This is a genomic window from Paraburkholderia acidipaludis NBRC 101816, assembly GCF_000684975.1.
GTDB lineage: Bacteria > Pseudomonadota > Gammaproteobacteria > Burkholderiales > Burkholderiaceae > Paraburkholderia > Paraburkholderia acidipaludis.
In genome coordinates, this window is record NZ_BAXZ01000001.1 from 75,075 (window position 1) to 91,897 (window position 16,823).

The following is a 16,823-nucleotide window of genomic DNA, read 5'->3' on the forward strand; positions in this document are numbered from 1 at the left end:
TCCCTCTAAAACGTAGGACGCTGCCGCGCCTAACATGAAGGGCGGTGCAAGCACCACCGATGAAAGGTTCCAGCAAGCAGTCAGGGAGCGCTGGAGCGGTCATGGGCCAGAAGAGCCCGCCCCAAGGAGGCAGACAAATGGAAATGGCACGTCGCCCCGGCACGACCCACGAAGTGACGAACCAGGCGCCGCCGCTCGCGGACTACAACCTGTTCGCCACCGACGCGGCGCTCGCCGAAGCTCTCGAGCGCGCCGGCGCCAGCTGGCATCGCGAAGCGCTCATGCGCGACGGCGAGCAGCTCGGCACGGCCGGGACGATCGCACTCGCCGATCTCGCCAACCGCCACGAGCCCGAGCTCTTCACCCACAGCCCGCGCGGCGAGCGCATCGACGCGCTCGAATTCCATCCGGCCTGGCACCGCCTGCTCACGCTGCTGCGCGCCGAGGGCCTGCACGCGCTGCCGTTCTCGAACCCGCAGCACGGCGCGATGGCCGCCCGCGCCGCGGGCTATTTCCTGCACGCCCAGATCGAGTCGGGGTCGCTCTGCCCGATGACCATGACGTTCGCGAGCATCCCCGTGCTGCAACGCGAGCCCGCGCTCTTCGAGCAGTTGCGCGAGCGCCTCTACGCGCGCAAGCACGACCCGCGCGATCTGCCCTGGCCGCAAAAGTCGTCGATGATGATCGGCATGGGCATGACCGAAAAGCAAGGCGGCTCCGACGTGCGCAGCAATCGCACCGAAGCGCGCCCCAGCGGCGCCGCGAGCGGCCGCGGCGCGGAATACCGGCTCACCGGCCACAAGTGGTTTTTCTCGGCGCCGCAATGCGACGCGCACCTCGTACTTGCGCGCACGGGCGAGCAGGAGGCGCTCTCGTGCTTCTTCGTGCCGCGCTACGCGCCCGACGGCGCGAAGAACGCCGTGAACGTGCAGCGCCTGAAGAACAAGCTCGGCAATCGCTCGAATGCGAGCAGCGAAGTCGAATTCTTCGACGCATATGGCGTGATGATCGGCGAGGAAGGCCGCGGCGTGCCCACCATCATCGAAATGGCGAACCATACGCGGCTCGACTGCGTGATCGGCAGTGCCGCGCTCATGCGCGCGGCGCTCGTGCAGGCGATCCATCACGCGCGGCACCGCAGCGCGTTCGGACGACTGCTGGCCGAACAGCCGCTCATGCAGAACGTGCTCGCCGATCTCGCGCTCGAATCCGAAGCCGCGACGGCGCTCTTCATGCGGCTCGCGCAGGCCTTCGAGGAAAGCGCCGATTCGCTGGCCGCGCGCGCGTGGCGCCGCATCGTCACGCCCGCCGCGAAGTTCTGGGTCTGCAAGCGCGCGCTCGCGTTCACCGGCGAAGCGATGGAGGTTTGGGGCGGCAACGGCTATGTCGAGGAAGGGCCGATGGCGCGCTTTTATCGCGAGGCGCCCGTCAATTCGATCTGGGAAGGGTCGGGCAACGTCATGTGCCTCGACGTGCTGCGCGCGCTGGAGCGCGAAGCCGATGCCGCGCAGGCGCTCTTCCTCGCCTGGCGGCGCGAGGCGCAGGGGCATCCGGCGCTCGAAGCGGCGCTCGACCGCTTTTCTGCACTCCTGAACGGTGCGCCCGGCACGCGCGAGGCGAACGCGCGGCACATCGCCCAGCAGCTCGTGCTGATCGCGCAGGCCGTGGTGCTGCGCGAAGGCCCGGCCGAAGTCGCCGACGCATTCATCGCCACGCGTCTGGACGAGCACTGCGCCGATAGCGGCCGCGTGTTCGGCACGCTGCCTGCGCGCTTCGATCATGCGGCGCTCGTCGCGCGCGCCTTTCCGGCGCCGTGACGCATGCCGTGACGCATGCCGCGAAAGACACCGTAAAGCGCGAAACCCGAAAAACGACAACACCTTCAAGCTCCGAGGACCGACCATGAAGCACGACCTGCCCGAGGCCCTTTCACCCGATTCGCCCGATTCGCCTGACGCGCGCAAATCGCACGGCGATAGCCTCCCCGCCCTGCTCGCCGCGCAGCGCGAAGCCTTCCTGCGCGAGCCCTTCCCCGCGTGGGAAACGCGTGTGCGCCACCTCAAGGCCCTGCGCGCGATGGTGATGAACCACCGCGACGCGCTGGCCGAGGCGATGAACGCCGACTTCGGCCAGCGCTCAAAGGCGGAGATCACGCTCGCCGAATTCGTGACGCTGAAGCAGGAGATCGACTCGGCGCTCAGGCACGGCGAGCGCTGGATGAAGCCGCAGCGGCGCGGCGTGGGCAAATGGCTGCGGCCGGCGCGCGCGAAAGTGGTGCCGCAGCCGCTCGGCGTGGCCGGCATCGTCGTGCCGTGGAACTATCCGCTGCTGCTCGGCGCGGGGCCGCTCGTGTGCGCGCTCGCGGCCGGCAACCGCGCCATGATCAAGATGTCGGAGCTCACACCGCGCACGTCGGCGCTCTTCGAGGAACTGATCGGCAAGACCTTCGCGCGCGACCACGTGGCCGTGGTGAACGGCGACGCCTCGGTGGGCGCCGCGTTCACGGCGCTGCCCTTCGACCACCTGCTTTTTACGGGCTCGACGCGCGTCGGCCACGAAGTCATGCGCGCGGCGTCGGCCAATCTCACGCCCGTCACGCTCGAACTGGGCGGCAAGTCGCCGGCGATCATCGGCGAAGCGGCGCGCTTCGACTACGCGGTCGACAGCCTGCTGCTCGGCAAGACGCTCAACGCGGGGCAGACCTGCATCGCTCCGGACTACGTACTACTGCCGCGCGGCAAGGAAGCGGCCTTCATCGAGCGCGCGCGCACGCGCTTTGCGCAGCTCTACCCGGACTTCCTGCACAACGGCGACTACACCTCGATCATTTCGACGCGTCATTTCGAGCGCCTTTTGCGGCTTGCCGACGAAGCGCAGGAAGCCGGCGCGCAACTGCACGCGCTCGGCGGCCACGACGCGGCGGCGCGCCGCCTCGCGCCCGTGATCGTGACGGGCGCGCCCGGGAACACGATGCTCATGCGGGAGGAGATTTTCGGGCCGCTGTTGCCGCTCGTGCCCTACGACACGCTCGACGAGGCGCTGCGCTACGTGAATGCGCGCGCGCGTCCGCTCGCGCTCTACTTCTATGCCGACGACGCGCGCACGGTCGATCGCGTGACGCGCGAGACGGTGGCGGGCGGCATGTCGGTGAACGACACGCTCATGCATATCGCCGCGGAAGGCCTGCCGTTCGGCGGCGTCGGCGCGAGCGGCATGGGCGCCTATCACGGCTACGAGGGCTTCGTGACGTTCTCGAAGATGAAGCCGGTGTTCACGCAGTCGCGCCTGAACGGGCGCGGGCTCATCGCGCCGCCCTACGGGCGGCTCTTCAACGCGCTGATCAGGTTGATGATGAAGTTCTGAGCGGCGCGGGCAACGCGGCCGGCGGCACGGGCCGCGCCAGTTCCATCGGCGCGAGGGTGGCTTTCGCGGCATGGTTCGCGGCATCGGCTCCGGCTGCCTTCGCCGGCTCGGCGGCTTCGAGCTGGTGCAGCCACGCCAGCAGTTCCGCTACGGCCTGATAGAGCCGTGGCGGAATCTTCGCATCGAGATCCACCTGCATCAGCAGCGACACCATTTCGGGCGACTGATGCACGTACAGCCCGGCCTCCTTCGCGCGCTGGACGATCATGTCGGCGACGATGCCGTAGCCCTTCGCCACGACGCGCGGCACGCCTTCGGCGGTGGGCGTGTCGTAGGCGAGCGCCGCGGCGGTCTTGCGGTGCATGCGGCTCATCAAAGCTCCCAGTCGAGGTCGGCGTCGGCGGCGGCGCCTGCCTGCGCCTCCTGGGCCGCGGCAGCGGCAGCGGCGCGCGCATAGGCGCTCGCGGCCTTCGAGGCTTCGGCGGGAGCCGGCGCGCCGCCGATCTCGCGAATCGAGAGCGAGGTCAGCGCGAGGCCCAGCGCTTCGAGGCGGCCGCGCAGCGCATCGCCGCCCGCCGTCAGCCGCGCCGCGCCGCCCGGATTCGCCTGCACGCGCACGGCGAGCGCCTCGCCCGCCAGCGTGAGCTCGGCGTCCACGGTGCCGAGCGTCGGCAGCGCGAGCGTGAGCCGCGTGCGCCACGGCGCCTCGGCCGCATCGCCGCCCGCCCCGTGACGCCCGTCGCGCGGATCGAAGCGCTCCTGCTGGATGCTCCAGTCGAACCGCACGCCGGACCACGCCTCGCCGGTCCAGCGGAATTCGCCGGTGGCGAGCAGGTCGAGCTGCTGGCGCACGAGCGGAATCACGGCGGCGTGCACCGCCTGGCTCTGCGCTTCGTTCTGCGACGCCGGCAGGAGCGTCGCTTCGGCCAGGAGGCCGTTCGCGCGCACGAACGCCGCGCCGGCCGGGTTCGAAGCGAACAAGGCCGCGTCGGCCTCCTGCCCCGGGTTGGCCGCCTGCGGCCCATTCGTGTCGTCGCCGCGCGCGCCGCCGGGCGCCGCATCGCGGGCGCCCGTTTCGGCCCAGAACACGTCGTCGGCCTCGTCGGAAGCGAGCGCCCACTCGAGCGGCAATTGCGCCGAGGCATCGACGAGCCGGTTCTGCGGCTCGTCCGCGAGCGAAGCGGGCGTGCGCTGGCCGAGGAGCCACTGCGCGAGGTGCGATTCGTAGAAAAGGCCGCTGCCGGTCACGGTCTGCTGCAGCGCGGCGGCGAGCGCCGCGACCGGACCCGATTGCGCGGCGGCGGCCTGGGCGGTCGCGCCGGCGGATGCGGCTTGCCCGGCGGCGGCATCCTCGGCCGCTGCTGCCGCGGCATTGGCCGTCGCGGCGCTGCCGGCAAGGGAGGAAGCGGGATTCCCGGCGCCTGCCGCGCCTTGCGCGAGCGCGGCGTCCGTATCGGCCATCAGCTCGGCTTCGAGCGCCGCCAGATCAGCCGCCGCCGCAGCAGCAGCGCTTGCAGGGGCCGCGGGCGTGGATGCGGCGGGCATGCCGGGCAACGGCAGGGAAGCGTCGCCGGGCGCGGCGGCATCGGGATCGCTCCAGACCGGCGCTTCGCCGACCACGGCGGGCGTCGCTTCGCCGCCGGAGCGGATGATGGCGTCGAGCGCGAGCGCGACGGCGGAGAGCACCGTCAGCGCCGAGGCCTGCGGGGTCGTGCCGGTTTGCGTGTCGGCGAGCGCGGCGGCGCCCGTGGCGAGCGCGGAAACCCCCGTCTGCGCGGCGCCGGCACTGCCCTGAGAGCCCACCGGACTGAGGCCGCTCACCCCGCTCGTCATCAGCGCGGCGCTGCCCGTGTCGATTCCGTTCATGCGCTCCCCGAAGCCGGCGGATCGCGGCGCTCATGGCGCCGCGCCCGTCTGTCCATATCGATATCAGCCGGCGCGTTCAGCGCGCGCCATACAGTTCTTTCAAGACCCTCGAAGGCTGCGCCGTCCCCGCGAACAGCGCGGACAAACGCGCCATGCAGGGACTCGCGAGATCGCGGATAGCCGCATCGTCGGCCAGGATCTGGCGGATCAACTCGAACTTGCGCGCGCGTTCCGCGCCGGTGAGCCGGACGCCGCCGTCGGCGGCCTTGAGCGCATCGACGAGTGTGCGGTACTCCTCCTGGAGACCGATCAGCGCATTCCAGTGCGAATCGCGTGCCGCGCAGAGCATCTGCCCCGAGACTGCCGCAATCGCTTCGTAGTGGGCGAAGTAGTCTGCTTTCGAACTCATCTCGTCAATGGACCGGACCCCGGAGCAGCTGGCATGGCGCCCGGCCGCTCGGCTTCCGGCGCAATTCCCAGCCATGCTTCCTCGAGCGTTGCCAGGAGCCGGTCGACCTCGACCAGCTTGGACTCGCTCTGTTCAATATTGGCTTCCAGCAGCCGCCGCGTCATGTAGCCGTACAGCGTGTTCAGGCGTTGCGCGATTTCCCCGCCCGCCTCCTGGTTCAGCGACAGCTGGAGCCCACTTTCGACAATCCGGATCGCCTTGCTGATCGCCTCGCAACGCGGCCCGACATTACCCATCTGCAAATGCATGCGTGCCTGTGCAACCGCTTTGCGCGCACCCTGGTACAGGAGGACGATCAGTTTGTGCGGACTCGCGCCCATGACCCCCGTCTGGACCCCCACGCGTGCGTAAGCATTGGCTCCGGAATGGGCAGGGGAAAACATCGGCGCTTCTCCTCGATACGTGCTGCGGTGGTTACGGTCTCTGCGCCCGGCGCGCACAGTGCGCCGGCCAGCTTGTAACCGGGTTATCGGAACGAAGCGGGAGAAGCTTTAGCGCGGCGTCAGTGCGGCGCGCTCAGACCTGGATCTGCATGAGGTCGGTGTAGGCGGACACCAGCTTGTTGCGCACCTGGAGCCCGAACTGAAAGCCGACGTTGGCTTTCTGCATGTCCACCATGACGTCGTTGATCGACACGTTGTTCGACCCCAATTCGAACGCCTGCGACTCGCCCACGGCCTTTTGCTGGTCGTCGCTGATCTTGTCGAGCGAGGCCTTGAGCGCCGCGGCGAACCCGCCCGCCGTCGCCGCGCCCGACGACTCGTCGGCGGCGGTGGTGCCGCCGGCCGCCTGCGCCGCCATCGATTGCATCTGCGCGAGCGCGGAGGTGAGCGGGGATATGGTCATGGTGACTCCACGAATCAGGAAGGAATGGCGCGCCGCTCGCGCGGCCGCAATCGCCCGGCGCCCGCCGCAGCCCGAGCGGACAAGGGCGCCGAGTCTGGTGGAGAGCATAGCAGCGGGCCCTTTGCGGGAGCGCCGAAACTAGGGGGAAAACCCGGCTCTATTCCCGCAATCGGCTTGCCCCGCGCCCCGGATAATTCCCCGGTGTGAAAGTCCCGGCCGTGCGCGCGCAGCGCCGCCAGCGGGACGCAGCAGGACTCCCGGAGAAACCCGACGCATGGATTCGTCAGCCAACTCTTTGATCAACCCCGACGCCCGCATGGGCCTCGCCACGGGCGCGGCCGCAGCGGGTGCGGCCGCGCCCGGCGCCGCGGACGACTTCGGCGGCGGCGCGGGCGGCGGCTTCGCGCAGCGCCTCGGCTCGCTGTCGTCGCTGCGGGGCATGCGCGGCAACCCGCGCGCGCCGCTCATCGTGGCCGTTGCCATATTCGTCGCGGTCGTGGCGGCGCTCGTGCTCTGGTCGCGCGCGCCCGACTACAAGGTGCTGTACAGCAACCTTTCCGACCGCGACGGCGGCGCCATCATTACTGCGCTCCAGGCCGCAAACGTTCCCTACAAGTTTTCGGACGGCAACGGCGCGATTCTCGTGCCCTCCGACCAGGTGAACGAGATGCGCCTGCGCCTCGCTTCCCAAGGCCTGCCGAAGAACGGTTCGGTCGGCTTCGAGCTGATGGACAACCAGAAGTTCGGCATCAGCCAGTTCGCCGAGCAGGTGAACTACCAGCGCGCGCTGGAAGGCGAGCTCGAGCAGACGATCGAGTCGATCGCGAGCGTGAAGTCGGCGCGCGTGCACCTGGCCATCCCGAAGCCCACCGTGTTCGTGCGCGAGCGCGAGGCGCCCACCGCCTCGGTGCTCGTGAACCTCTATCCGGGCCGCATGCTCGACGACGGCCAGGTGGCCGCGATCGCCCATATGGTCGCCGCCGCGGTGCCCGACCTGCCGGTGCGCAACGTGACCGTGGTGGACCAGGACGGCAACCTGCTCACGCAGAACAGCTCGGGCGCCGGCCTCGACGCCTCGCAGCTCAAGTACGTGCACCAGGTCGAGCACGACACGCAGGCGCGCATCGACGCCATCCTCGCCCCGCTCTTCGGCGCGGGCAACGCGCGCTCGCAGGTGAGCGCCGACATCGACTTCTCGAAGCTCGAGCAGACCTCCGAAGACTACGGCCCGAACGGCAGCCCGCAGCAAAGCTCGATCCGCAGCCAGCAGCAGAGCATCGACACGGAAATGCAGCAGGGCGGCGCCTCGGGCGTGCCGGGCGCGCTTTCGAACCAGCCGCCGCAGCCGGCCTCGGCGCCCATCACCGCGCCGGCGGGCGCGAGCGGCGCGCCGGCCACGACGCCGATCTCCGACCATCGCGACACCACGACCAACTACGAACTCGACAAGACCGTGCGCGACTTTCAGCAGTCGCCGGGCGGCATCAAGCGGCTTTCGGTCGCCGTGATCGTCAACTATCAGCCGAAGGTGGATGCGAAAGGCCACGCGACGATGCAGCCGCTCGACGCCCAGAAGCTCGCCCAGATCGACCAGCTCGTGAAGGACGCGATGGGCTACGACGCGAAGCGCGGCGACTCCGTGAACGTGGTGAACGCGGCGTTCCAGCAGGAAGTCGACCCGGACGCGAACCTGCCGTGGTGGCGCCAGCCCGACATCATCGCGCTCGCGAAGCAGATCGCGACGTGGCTCGGCATCGGCGCCGTGGCGCTGTTCCTCTACTTCGCGATGGTGAAGCCGGCGCTGCGCCGCGCGTTCCCGCCGCCGGAGCCGACCGCGCCCGCGCTGGCGGGCAGCGACGACGCCGAGCCGCTGCTGCTCGACGGCCTGCCCCACGCCGAGAAAAAGGCCGAGGACCACGACAGCGAAGCCGCGCTGCTCTCCTTCGAGAGCGAGAAGCACAAATTCGAGCGGAACCTGGAGTACGCGCGCACGATCGCGCGCCAGGATCCGAAGATCGTTGCAACCGTCGTGAAGACCTGGGTGAACGATGAGCGCTGAAGGGGCTGTCAAGAGTGCACTGCTGCTGATGTCGATCGGCGAGGAGGAGGCCGCGGAGGTCTTCAAGTTCCTCGGTCCGCGCGAGGTGCAGAAGATCGGCACGGCCATGGCCACGCTGAAGAACGTCAAGCGCGAAGAGATCGAGGTCATCCTGCAGGAGTTCGTGAAGGAGGCGGAGCAGCACACGGCCTTCTCGCTCGACTCCAACGACTACATCCGCAACGTGCTCAACAAGGCGCTCGGCGAGGACAAGGCCGGCGCGATCATCGACCGCATCCTGCAGGGCGGCGACACGAGCGGCATCGAAGGGCTCAAGTGGATGGACTCGGGGTCCGTCGCCGAGCTCATCAAGAACGAGCACCCGCAGATCATCGCGACGATCCTCGTGCACCTGGACCGCGACCAGGCCTCGGAAATCGCCTCGTGCTTCACGGAGCGCCTGCGCAACGACGTGCTGCTGCGGATCGCGACGCTCGACGGCATCCAGCCGGCCGCGCTGCGCGAGCTCGACGACGTGCTCACGGGCCTGCTCTCGGGCAGCGACAACCTCAAGCGCAGCCCGATGGGCGGCATCCGCACGGCGGCCGAAATCCTCAACTTCATGACGAGCCAGCACGAAGAAGGCGTGCTGGAGAGCGTGCGCCAGTACGACGCGGAGCTCGCGCAGAAGATCGTCGACCAGATGTTCGTGTTCGAGAACCTGCTCGACCTCGAAGACCGCGCGATCCAGCTGCTGCTCAAGGAAGTGGAGTCGGAGTCGCTCATCATCTCGCTCAAGGGCGCGCCGCCCGCGCTGCGCCAGAAGTTCCTCGCCAACATGTCGCAGCGCGCGGCCGAACTGCTCGCCGAAGACCTCGACGCGCGCGGCCCGGTGCGCGTTTCGGAAGTCGAGGCGCAGCAACGGCGTATCCTGCAGATCGTGCGAAATCTGGCCGAGAGCGGTCAGATCGTGATCGGCGGCAAGGCGGAAGATGCGTATGTCTGACGAAACGACGGCCGAAGCCAGCATGGCAAAGGCCAAAGCCAGAACCTCGGCGTACCAGCGCTGGGAGATGGCGTCGTTCGACCCGCCGCCGCCTCCGCCCCCGCCGCCTTCGCCCGACGAAGAAGCGGCCTTCGAGGCCGAGCTGCAGCGGCTGCGCGACGACGCGCACGCGCAAGGCGTGGCCTCGGGCCACGTCGCGGGCCAGGCGCTCGGCTACCAGGCCGGCTATGACCAGGGCCACAAGCAGGGCTTCGAGCAGGGCCTCGCCGACGCGCGCGCCCAGGCGCGCCAGCTCGCGCAGATCGCCCAGCGCTTTTCCGACGCGCTCACGACCGTCGAGGCGGGCGTGGCCGACACGCTCGTCGAGCTCGCGCTCGACATTGCCCAGCAGGTCGTGCGCCAGCACGTCCAGCACGACCCGACCGCGCTCGTCGCGGTGGCCCGCGAGGTGCTCGCCGCCGAACCCGCGCTCGCGGGCTCGCCGCAGCTCGTGGTGAGCCCCGCCGACCTGCCCGTGGTCGAAGCCTATCTGCAGGAAGAACTCGAAGCGCGCGGCTGGACCGTGCGCACCGATCCGGCGCTCGAGCGCGGCGGCTGCCGCGCGCAGGCCGCCACCGGCGAGGTCGACGCGAACGTCGCCTCGCGCTGGGAGCGCGTGTCCGCCGCGCTCGGCAAGGTCCGGCCATGGTGACGCCGCCGACCGCCGGAACGATCCACACGAGCGGCCTGACGCCGCTCGAGCAGGAGCTGGCGCTCGCTTCGTTCGGGCCCGGCGCGCACGACGCGGAGCAGGCCGCCGTGCTGGTGGGCGGCGACGTCCACGCAGCCCCCGCCCCCGCCGCCGCGGGCCCGCACGCGGGCGCTGCCGGCAGCGCCGCGGAAGTCCCGCCCTACACGCCGCCGCCCCACTTCGATCCCGCGAACCCGCATTTGCAGTCCTGGAACACGTTCCTCTCGGGCGTGCGCCAGCGCAACGGGCTGGCGAAGCCGCTGCGCGCCTGCGGCCGCCTCACGCGCGCGGCCGGCCTCGTGCTCGAAGCCGTGGGCCTGCGCCTCGCGGTGGGCGCCGAAGTGATGATCGAACTGCCGCCCGGCGCCACGCTGGCGATGGCCGAAGCCGAGGTGGTGGGCTTCTCGGGCGACAAGCTGTTCCTCATGCCCACGACCGAAGTCGCGGGCCTCTTGCCCGGCGCGCGCGTCTGGCCGCTCGAGGCCGCGCCGATCGCCAATCCCATGGCGGGCGCGAAGCGCCTGCCGGTGGGCTGGGGCATGCTCGGCCGCGTGGTGGACGCCTCCGGCAAGCCGCTCGACGGCCTCGGGCCGCTCGCGGCCGAAGCCGACGCGCCGCTCACCGCGCCCTCGATCAATCCGCTCAACCGCGAGCCGATCCACAAGGTGCTCGACGTCGGCGTGCGCGCGATCAACGCCCTGCTCACCGTCGGGCGCGGCCAGCGCATGGGCCTCTTCGCGGGCTCGGGCGTCGGCAAGTCGGTGCTGCTCGGCACCATGGCGCGCGCGACGAGCGCCGAGGTGATCGTGATCGGCCTGATCGGCGAGCGGGGCCGCGAAGTGAAGGAATTCATCGAGCAGATCCTCGGGCCCGACGGGCTCGCGCGCTCGGTCGTGGTGGCCGCGCCGGCGGACGTCTCGCCGCTGCTGCGCATGCAGGGCGCCGCCTACGCCACGACGCTCGCCGAATATTTCCGCGACCAGGGCAAGCACGTGCTGCTGCTGATGGACTCGCTCACGCGCTACGCCATGGCGCAGCGCGAGATCGCGCTCGCCATCGGCGAGCCGCCCGCGACCAAGGGCTACCCGCCTTCGGTGTTCGCGCGCCTGCCCGCGCTCGTCGAGCGCACCGGCAACGGCCCCGAGGGCGGCGGCTCGATCACGGCGTTCTACACCGTGCTCACCGAAGGCGACGACCAGCAGGACCCGATTGCCGACTCGGCGCGCGCGATTCTCGACGGCCATATCGTGCTTTCGCGCGTGCTCGCGGAAGCGGGCCACTATCCGGCCATCGACATCGAAGCCTCGATCAGCCGCGCGATGACCGCGCTGATCGACGACCAGCACCTGAACCGCACGCGCGCGTTCAAGCAGATGCTCTCGCGCTACCAGCGCAATCGCGACCTCATCAACGTGGGCGCCTACGTGAGCGGACGCGACGCGGTGCTCGACCGCGCGATCGCGCTGTATCCGCGCATCGAGGCGTTTCTGCAGCAAGGCTTTCGCGAGACCGCCAGCTACCCGTCCAGCCTCGAAGCGCTCGGCGCGCTCCTCGGCCAGACCTCCACAGGAGCCAGGACATGACGCAACACTCCCCGCTGCAAACGCTGATCGGGCTCGCGCAGGACGACGTCGACGCCGCCGCGCAGCGCCTCGGGCGCATGCAGCGCGAGAAGAACGAGATCGAGACCCAGCTCGAGGCGCTCATCAACTACCGCGCGGAGTACCACACGCGCTTCACCGAGTCGGCGCGCCAGGGGATGGCGGCCGGCAACGTGCGCAACTTCCAGGCGTTCATCGACACGCTCGATACCGCCATCGAACAACAGCGCCGCATGCTGGACCAGGCCACCGCGCGCCTCGAGGCCGCGAAGCCGGAATGGCAGCGCTGCAAGCAGAAGCTCGGTTCATACGAAGTGCTGCAGGCGCGCCAGGACGACGTGGCCGCCCGCAAGGAAGCGCGCCGCGAACAACGCGACTCCGACGAGTACGCCGCGCGCATCCTGCGCATGCGTGCGCCGCAACACCCTTAACCGTAGGTATCCGAAGGAATCGCCATGCCGATCCTTGCCATTGCCAGTTCGCTGCTCGATGCCGTAGACGACGCGTTGTCCAGCAACTCCGCCAGCCAGACGAACCAGGGTAGCCAGGCCTTCGCGCAAACGCTGCAGCAGAGCATGGGCGCCCAGCAGCAAAACACGCCGCCGGCATGGCAAAACAGTTCGTCCTCGCAAGCGGCGCAGTCGTCGCAGCAAGGGTCGGCGGCGGCGTCCTCGCAGAGCCAGCAGTCGTCGCAGGCCGGTCAGGCCTCGCAGTCGGACGCGGCCGGCGGCACGCAGGACAGCGGGAGCCAGCAAAGCGCCGGCGCCTCGGACGGCAGCTCGCAGTCGTCGTCGGGCACGCAGCAGACGTGGGGCAGCGGCCAGCATCACAACAGCAACTCGCCCACCCAGCAGCAGGCCGACGCCGCCGGCGCACAGGCCGCCGCCGCGGCCATGCAGGCCCAGGCGCAAGCCCAGAGCGCGACGGCCGCCAACGGCCAGGCCGGCACGGACGCCACGCTGCAAAGCCTCGCATCGGGCGCCGCGGCCGGCGCGCTGGCCAACGGCGCGAGCGGCAGCGCTGCGGACGGCGGCGGCAAGTCGGTCCACGACGCGCTGCAGGCCGCGCTCGCGGCGGCGCGCGGCGGTCAGGGCGCCGTTTCGGCACGCTTCGCTTCGGTGGGTGCCGCCGCGGGCAGCGCGGCCGGCGCGACGGCAGGCGCCAGCGGTGCCGCGGGCAGCGCCGGCTCGGCGAACGGTTTCGGCGCTCACCTCGCAGCCCACGGCGCGGGGAAAGACGCGGGCGCGGCCGGCACCGCCAACGGCGATGCGCTGGCCTCCGGCACGAGCGCGGGCGCGAGTCCCGCCCAGGCCGCCGCGGACGCCCTCGCCGCCGCGGCGGCGGCCCAGCAGGGATCGACCCAGACGGCTTCGAGCAGCACCAACCAGGCTGCCGCCGATGCCCTCGCCGCGACGCAGGCCGCCGCCGCGGCGGCCGCCCAGGCCCAGGCCGTGGCGCAGGCGCCGGCCGCGGCTGCCGCGGCCGGCGCGAACGCCGCCGCGCTGGCCCCGCAGGTGGGCACCTCCGACTGGGAGGACGCGCTGAGCCAGAAGGTGGTGTTCCTCTCGAACGCAAGCCAGTCCTCGGCCGAGCTGACGCTCAATCCGAAGGATCTCGGCCCGCTTCAGGTCGTGCTGCAGGTCTCCGAAAGCCACGCCCATGCGCTCTTCGTTTCGCAGCACCAGCAGGTGCGCGACGCCGTGGAGGCCGCGCTGCCCAAGCTGCGCGAGGCGATGGAGCAGAACGGCATCGGCCTTGGCAGCGCCAGCGTGAGCGACGGCTTCGCGCGGCAGATGAACCAGCAGGGACAGCAGAACGGCGGCAACGGCTCGCGCTCGGCAAGCAACGGCGGCGGCGGCAGCAGCTCCAGCCAGGGCGACGACACCGGCACCGTGACGGCCTCCACGGCCACGCAGCGCAGCGTCGGCCTGATCGACACCTTCGCCTGACCCTCCTCTTCCCCTGACCCGGTCCGCGGGACAAAACGCGGATACGGCGGATACGGCGGACACAGCGGGCGCGGCGCACCGAAGCCGGTGCCCGCGCCCGCGCCGCCACGCGCCTTGCGCGGCCGGCCGCGGCCCGTGCAACAAAAGCACGAGATAGCCGGAAATCCCCCTTCTATTCCTCCCATCGCTGCAAGGCAAAAGCCAGAACAATGCAAGCTCCCGGGATTAACGGCCGGCAGGCCCGCTTCCCAGCCCGTACGCAAGGCTCACAACGCACATGGCCACCACGACCGCAAACCAGCAAGCCGCTCCCCAGAGCGCGAAACCCGGCCCGATGAAGCGCCTCATCGTGATCGCCCTGATCGCGCTCCTTGCCGCCGGCGCGGCAGCCGGCGCGACCTGGTTCGTGATGCAGCGGCACGAGGCCAGCGCCCCCGCCGCGACCGCGAGCGCGCCGGTTCCCGCCGTGCCGGTCTACTTCGCGCTCGACCCGATGACGGTGAACCTCCAGTCCGACGACGGCGAAACGCACTATCTGCGCATCGGCCTCACGCTGAAGCTCGACACGCTCGCCACCCAGGACGCCCTGCGCGACCGCATGCCCGAGATTCGCAGCCGCGTGCTGCTCGCGCTCTCGAACAAGCATCCCGAAGATCTCGCCACGCTCGACGGCAAGCACGCGCTCGCCACCGAGCTCGCCGCGCTGATCGCCCAGCCGACCGAGCCGCACGGCACGCCAGCGCACGTCGAAGACGTGCTGTTCACCGAATTCGTCGTGCAGTGAGCGAACACCCATGACAGGCGGGGAGAACTACGCATCATGAGCATGAACCACAGCGAGTTCATGTCCCAGGAGGAGGTCGATGCCCTCCTCAAGGGCGTCACCGGCGAAGTCGACTCGGACCAGGATCAGTCCGAGAACAAGGGCGTGCGCCCCTACAACATCGCGACACAGGAACGCATCGTCCGCGGCCGGATGCCCGGCCTCGAAATCATCAACGAGCGTTTCGCGCGCCTCCTGCGCGTGGGCATCTTCAACTTCATGCGCCGCACCGCCGAGATTTCGGTCGGGCCCGTGCGCGTGCAGAAGTACAGCGAATTCACGCGCAACCTGCCCATCCCGACGAACCTGAACCTCGTGCACGTGAAGCCGCTGCGCGGCACCTCGCTGTTCGTGTTCGACCCGAACCTCGTGTTCTTCGTGGTGGACAACCTGTTCGGCGGCGACGGGCGCTTTCACACGCGCGTGGAAGGCCGCGACTTCACGCAGACCGAGCAGCGCATCATCGGCAAGCTGCTCAACCTCGTGTTCGAGCACTACACGACGGCGTGGAAGAGCGTGCGCCCGCTGCAGTTCGAATTCGTGCGCTCGGAAATGCACACGCAGTTCGCCAACGTCGCCACGCCCAACGAGATCGTGATCGTCACGCAGTTCTCGATCGAGTTCGGGCCGACGGGCGGCACGCTCCACATCTGCATGCCGTACTCGATGATCGAGCCGATCCGCGACATACTCGCCTCGCCCATCCAGGGCGAAGCGCTCGACGTGGACCGCCGCTGGGTGCGCGTGCTCTCGCAGCAGGTGCAGGCCGCGGAAGTGGAGCTCACCGCCGATCTCGCCCAGGCGAAAGTCACCTTCGAGCAGATCCTGAACATGCAGAAGGGCGACGTGCTGCCGCTCAACATTCCCGAGCACATCGTCGCCAAGGTGGACGGCGTGCCGGTGATGGAATGCGGCTACGGAATTTTCAATGGTCAATACGCGTTGCGGGTCCAGAAGATGATCAGCGCAGCCGACACGATGAAGGAAGGTGGATATGAGTGACGTGAACGCCACGCCCGCTGACGAACCGGTCCACGAAAGCGGCGCGCAAGCCGCTGCGCAGGCCGCCGAGGACGACGCGCTGGACGACTGGGCAAGCGCCCTTGCCGAGCAGAACGGCAACGAGCTGGACACGCAGCCGGCGACTTCCGCGGGCGTGTTCCAGCCGCTCTCGAAGGTGAGCCCGACCAACACGCGCAACGACATCGACATGATCCTGGACATTCCGGTCCAGATGACGGTCGAGCTCGGGCGCACCAAGATCGCGATCCGCAACCTGCTGCAGCTCGCGCAGGGCTCCGTGGTGGAGCTGGACGGCCTCGCGGGCGAGCCGATGGACGTGCTCGTGAACGGCTGCCTCATCGCCCAGGGCGAAGTGGTGGTCGTGAACGACAAGTTCGGCATCCGCCTCACCGACATCATCACGCCCGCCGAGCGGATCCGGAAACTCAACCGATGAAACCGCAGGCAGGACGCGGCGGCCGGGCGGCGCATGCCGCCTCGCGTTTCATGGCGCGTTTCATGGCATGTGCCATCGCGCAAATCGGCGGCGCCATCGCGTTGTCCGCCGCGGCCGTGCCGCTCGCCGCGCACGCGGCCGATCTCAAGGCGGTAAACCAGGCCGTGAGCCAGGCCGCAAACCAGGCCGCGGCCCTCTCCGCTTCCGGCGCATCTGCATCCGCGGGCGTCGCGACGCTCGGCGCGGGCAGCGCCGTGCCCGCGCTCGGCTTTGGCGCCGTGCTGCAAACCGTGTTCGGTCTCGCGCTCGTGATCGCCGTGGTGTTCGGCTGCGCGTGGCTCGCGCGCCGTCTCGGCCTGCAGGGCGGGCAGCGCAATGCGCTCGTGAAGACCGTCGGCGGCGCCTCGCTCGGCGGCAAGGAGCGCGTGGCCGTCGTCGAGATCGGCGACACCTGGCTCGTGCTCGGCGCCGCGCCCGGCAACGTGCGCCTTCTCCACACCATGCCGGCCGGCACCGCACCGCAAACCGCGGCCGCCCCCGCCCCGCTGTCGGGCAGCTTCGGGCAACGCTTTCGCGACGCGCTGAAGAGCGAAGCCGGCAAACGATTCAGGCGTCACGACGCCGGAGCGCAGTAAATGCACAGCCGTTCCCTCCACGCGGCGAAGCGCCGCGC

17 protein-coding genes are annotated in these 16,823 nt (G+C 70.0%); 12 read left to right on the forward strand and 5 right to left on the reverse strand.

Annotated features, from left to right (window positions below):
- Positions 1 to 143 precede the first annotated feature (143 nt).
- Positions 144 to 1,817 (forward strand): isovaleryl-CoA dehydrogenase, encoded by a 1,674-nt coding sequence (locus BAC01S_RS00345; protein ID WP_027792976.1) that lies wholly within the window; start codon positions 144 to 146, stop codon positions 1,815 to 1,817.
- 85 nt (positions 1,818 to 1,902) lie between these two features.
- Positions 1,903 to 3,363, forward strand: coding sequence for a coniferyl aldehyde dehydrogenase (locus BAC01S_RS00350; protein ID WP_027792977.1), 1,461 nt, complete (start codon positions 1,903 to 1,905; stop codon positions 3,361 to 3,363).
- Here the strand turns inward: BAC01S_RS00350 and BAC01S_RS29845 are convergent.
- The 5 genes from BAC01S_RS29845 to fliE form a co-directional block, all read right to left on the reverse strand.
- Positions 3,341 to 3,736 carry an EscU/YscU/HrcU family type III secretion system export apparatus switch protein gene (locus BAC01S_RS29845; RefSeq protein WP_084168077.1) on the reverse strand — a complete coding sequence of 132 codons (396 nt, stop codon included), beginning with the start codon at positions 3,734 to 3,736 and terminating at the stop codon, positions 3,341 to 3,343. The two genes, BAC01S_RS00350 and BAC01S_RS29845, sit on opposite strands and share 23 nt — an antisense overlap.
- Positions 3,736 to 5,229 carry a flagellar hook-length control protein FliK gene (gene fliK / locus BAC01S_RS00360; RefSeq protein ID WP_027792978.1) on the reverse strand — a complete coding sequence of 498 codons (1,494 nt, stop codon included), beginning with the start codon at positions 5,227 to 5,229 and terminating at the stop codon, positions 3,736 to 3,738. The genes BAC01S_RS29845 and fliK overlap by 1 nt, the downstream gene beginning before the upstream one ends.
- Before the next feature lie 76 nt (positions 5,230 to 5,305).
- Positions 5,306 to 5,638, reverse strand: a complete 333-nt coding sequence (locus BAC01S_RS00365) for a flagellar protein FliT (RefSeq protein ID WP_027792979.1) — start codon at positions 5,636 to 5,638, stop codon at positions 5,306 to 5,308.
- Positions 5,635 to 6,081: a flagellar export chaperone FliS gene (gene fliS / locus BAC01S_RS00370; protein WP_027792980.1), complete on the reverse strand. Its 447-nt coding sequence runs from the start codon at positions 6,079 to 6,081 to the stop codon at positions 5,635 to 5,637. The genes BAC01S_RS00365 and fliS overlap by 4 nt, the downstream gene beginning before the upstream one ends.
- 133 nt (positions 6,082 to 6,214) lie before the next feature.
- Positions 6,215 to 6,544, reverse strand: coding sequence for a flagellar hook-basal body complex protein FliE (gene fliE / locus BAC01S_RS00375; RefSeq protein ID WP_027792981.1), 330 nt, complete (start codon positions 6,542 to 6,544; stop codon positions 6,215 to 6,217).
- A gap of 274 nt (positions 6,545 to 6,818) precedes the next feature.
- Here fliE and fliF point away from each other — a divergent pair, with 274 nt between their 5' ends.
- The 10 genes from fliF to fliO all read left to right on the forward strand — a co-directional run bounded on the left by fliF (position 6,819) and on the right by fliO (position 16,785).
- Positions 6,819 to 8,603 carry a flagellar basal-body MS-ring/collar protein FliF gene (fliF, locus tag BAC01S_RS00380; protein WP_027792982.1) on the forward strand — a complete coding sequence of 595 codons (1,785 nt, stop codon included), beginning with the start codon at positions 6,819 to 6,821 and terminating at the stop codon, positions 8,601 to 8,603.
- Positions 8,593 to 9,588 (forward strand): flagellar motor switch protein FliG, encoded by a 996-nt coding sequence (gene fliG, locus BAC01S_RS00385; protein WP_027792983.1) that lies wholly within the window; start codon positions 8,593 to 8,595, stop codon positions 9,586 to 9,588. The genes fliF and fliG overlap by 11 nt, the downstream gene beginning before the upstream one ends.
- Positions 9,575 to 10,279 (forward strand): flagellar assembly protein FliH, encoded by a 705-nt coding sequence (fliH, locus tag BAC01S_RS00390; protein WP_027792984.1) that lies wholly within the window; start codon positions 9,575 to 9,577, stop codon positions 10,277 to 10,279. The genes fliG and fliH overlap by 14 nt, the downstream gene beginning before the upstream one ends.
- On the forward strand, positions 10,273 to 11,901 hold the full coding sequence (gene fliI / locus BAC01S_RS00395) for a flagellar protein export ATPase FliI (RefSeq protein ID WP_043200665.1): 1,629 nt from the start codon (positions 10,273 to 10,275) through the stop codon (positions 11,899 to 11,901). The genes fliH and fliI overlap by 7 nt, the downstream gene beginning before the upstream one ends.
- A complete protein-coding gene (fliJ, locus tag BAC01S_RS00400) occupies positions 11,898 to 12,350 on the forward strand; it encodes a flagellar export protein FliJ (protein ID WP_027792986.1) in 453 nt (150 codons plus the stop codon). Before fliI ends, fliJ begins: the two co-directional genes overlap by 4 nt.
- Positions 12,351 to 12,374: 24 nt before the next feature.
- Complete coding sequence (locus BAC01S_RS00405; RefSeq protein ID WP_027792987.1) at positions 12,375 to 13,868, forward strand: flagellar hook-length control protein FliK; 1,494 nt, start codon at positions 12,375 to 12,377, stop codon at positions 13,866 to 13,868.
- Positions 13,869 to 14,145: 277 nt separating this feature from the next.
- On the forward strand, positions 14,146 to 14,652 hold the full coding sequence (gene fliL / locus BAC01S_RS00410) for a flagellar basal body-associated protein FliL (protein ID WP_027792988.1): 507 nt from the start codon (positions 14,146 to 14,148) through the stop codon (positions 14,650 to 14,652).
- Positions 14,653 to 14,694: 42 nt separating this feature from the next.
- Positions 14,695 to 15,693 carry a flagellar motor switch protein FliM gene (fliM, locus tag BAC01S_RS00415; RefSeq protein ID WP_027792989.1) on the forward strand — a complete coding sequence of 333 codons (999 nt, stop codon included), beginning with the start codon at positions 14,695 to 14,697 and terminating at the stop codon, positions 15,691 to 15,693.
- Positions 15,686 to 16,150: a flagellar motor switch protein FliN gene (gene fliN / locus BAC01S_RS00420; RefSeq protein ID WP_027792990.1), complete on the forward strand. Its 465-nt coding sequence runs from the start codon at positions 15,686 to 15,688 to the stop codon at positions 16,148 to 16,150. Before fliM ends, fliN begins: the two co-directional genes overlap by 8 nt.
- The gene (gene fliO, locus BAC01S_RS00425) at positions 16,147 to 16,785 is read left to right on the forward strand and encodes a flagellar biosynthetic protein FliO (RefSeq protein WP_027792991.1); all 639 of its coding nucleotides are present in this window, start codon (positions 16,147 to 16,149) and stop codon (positions 16,783 to 16,785) included. The genes fliN and fliO overlap by 4 nt, the downstream gene beginning before the upstream one ends.
- Positions 16,786 to 16,823: the final 38 nt, after the last annotated feature.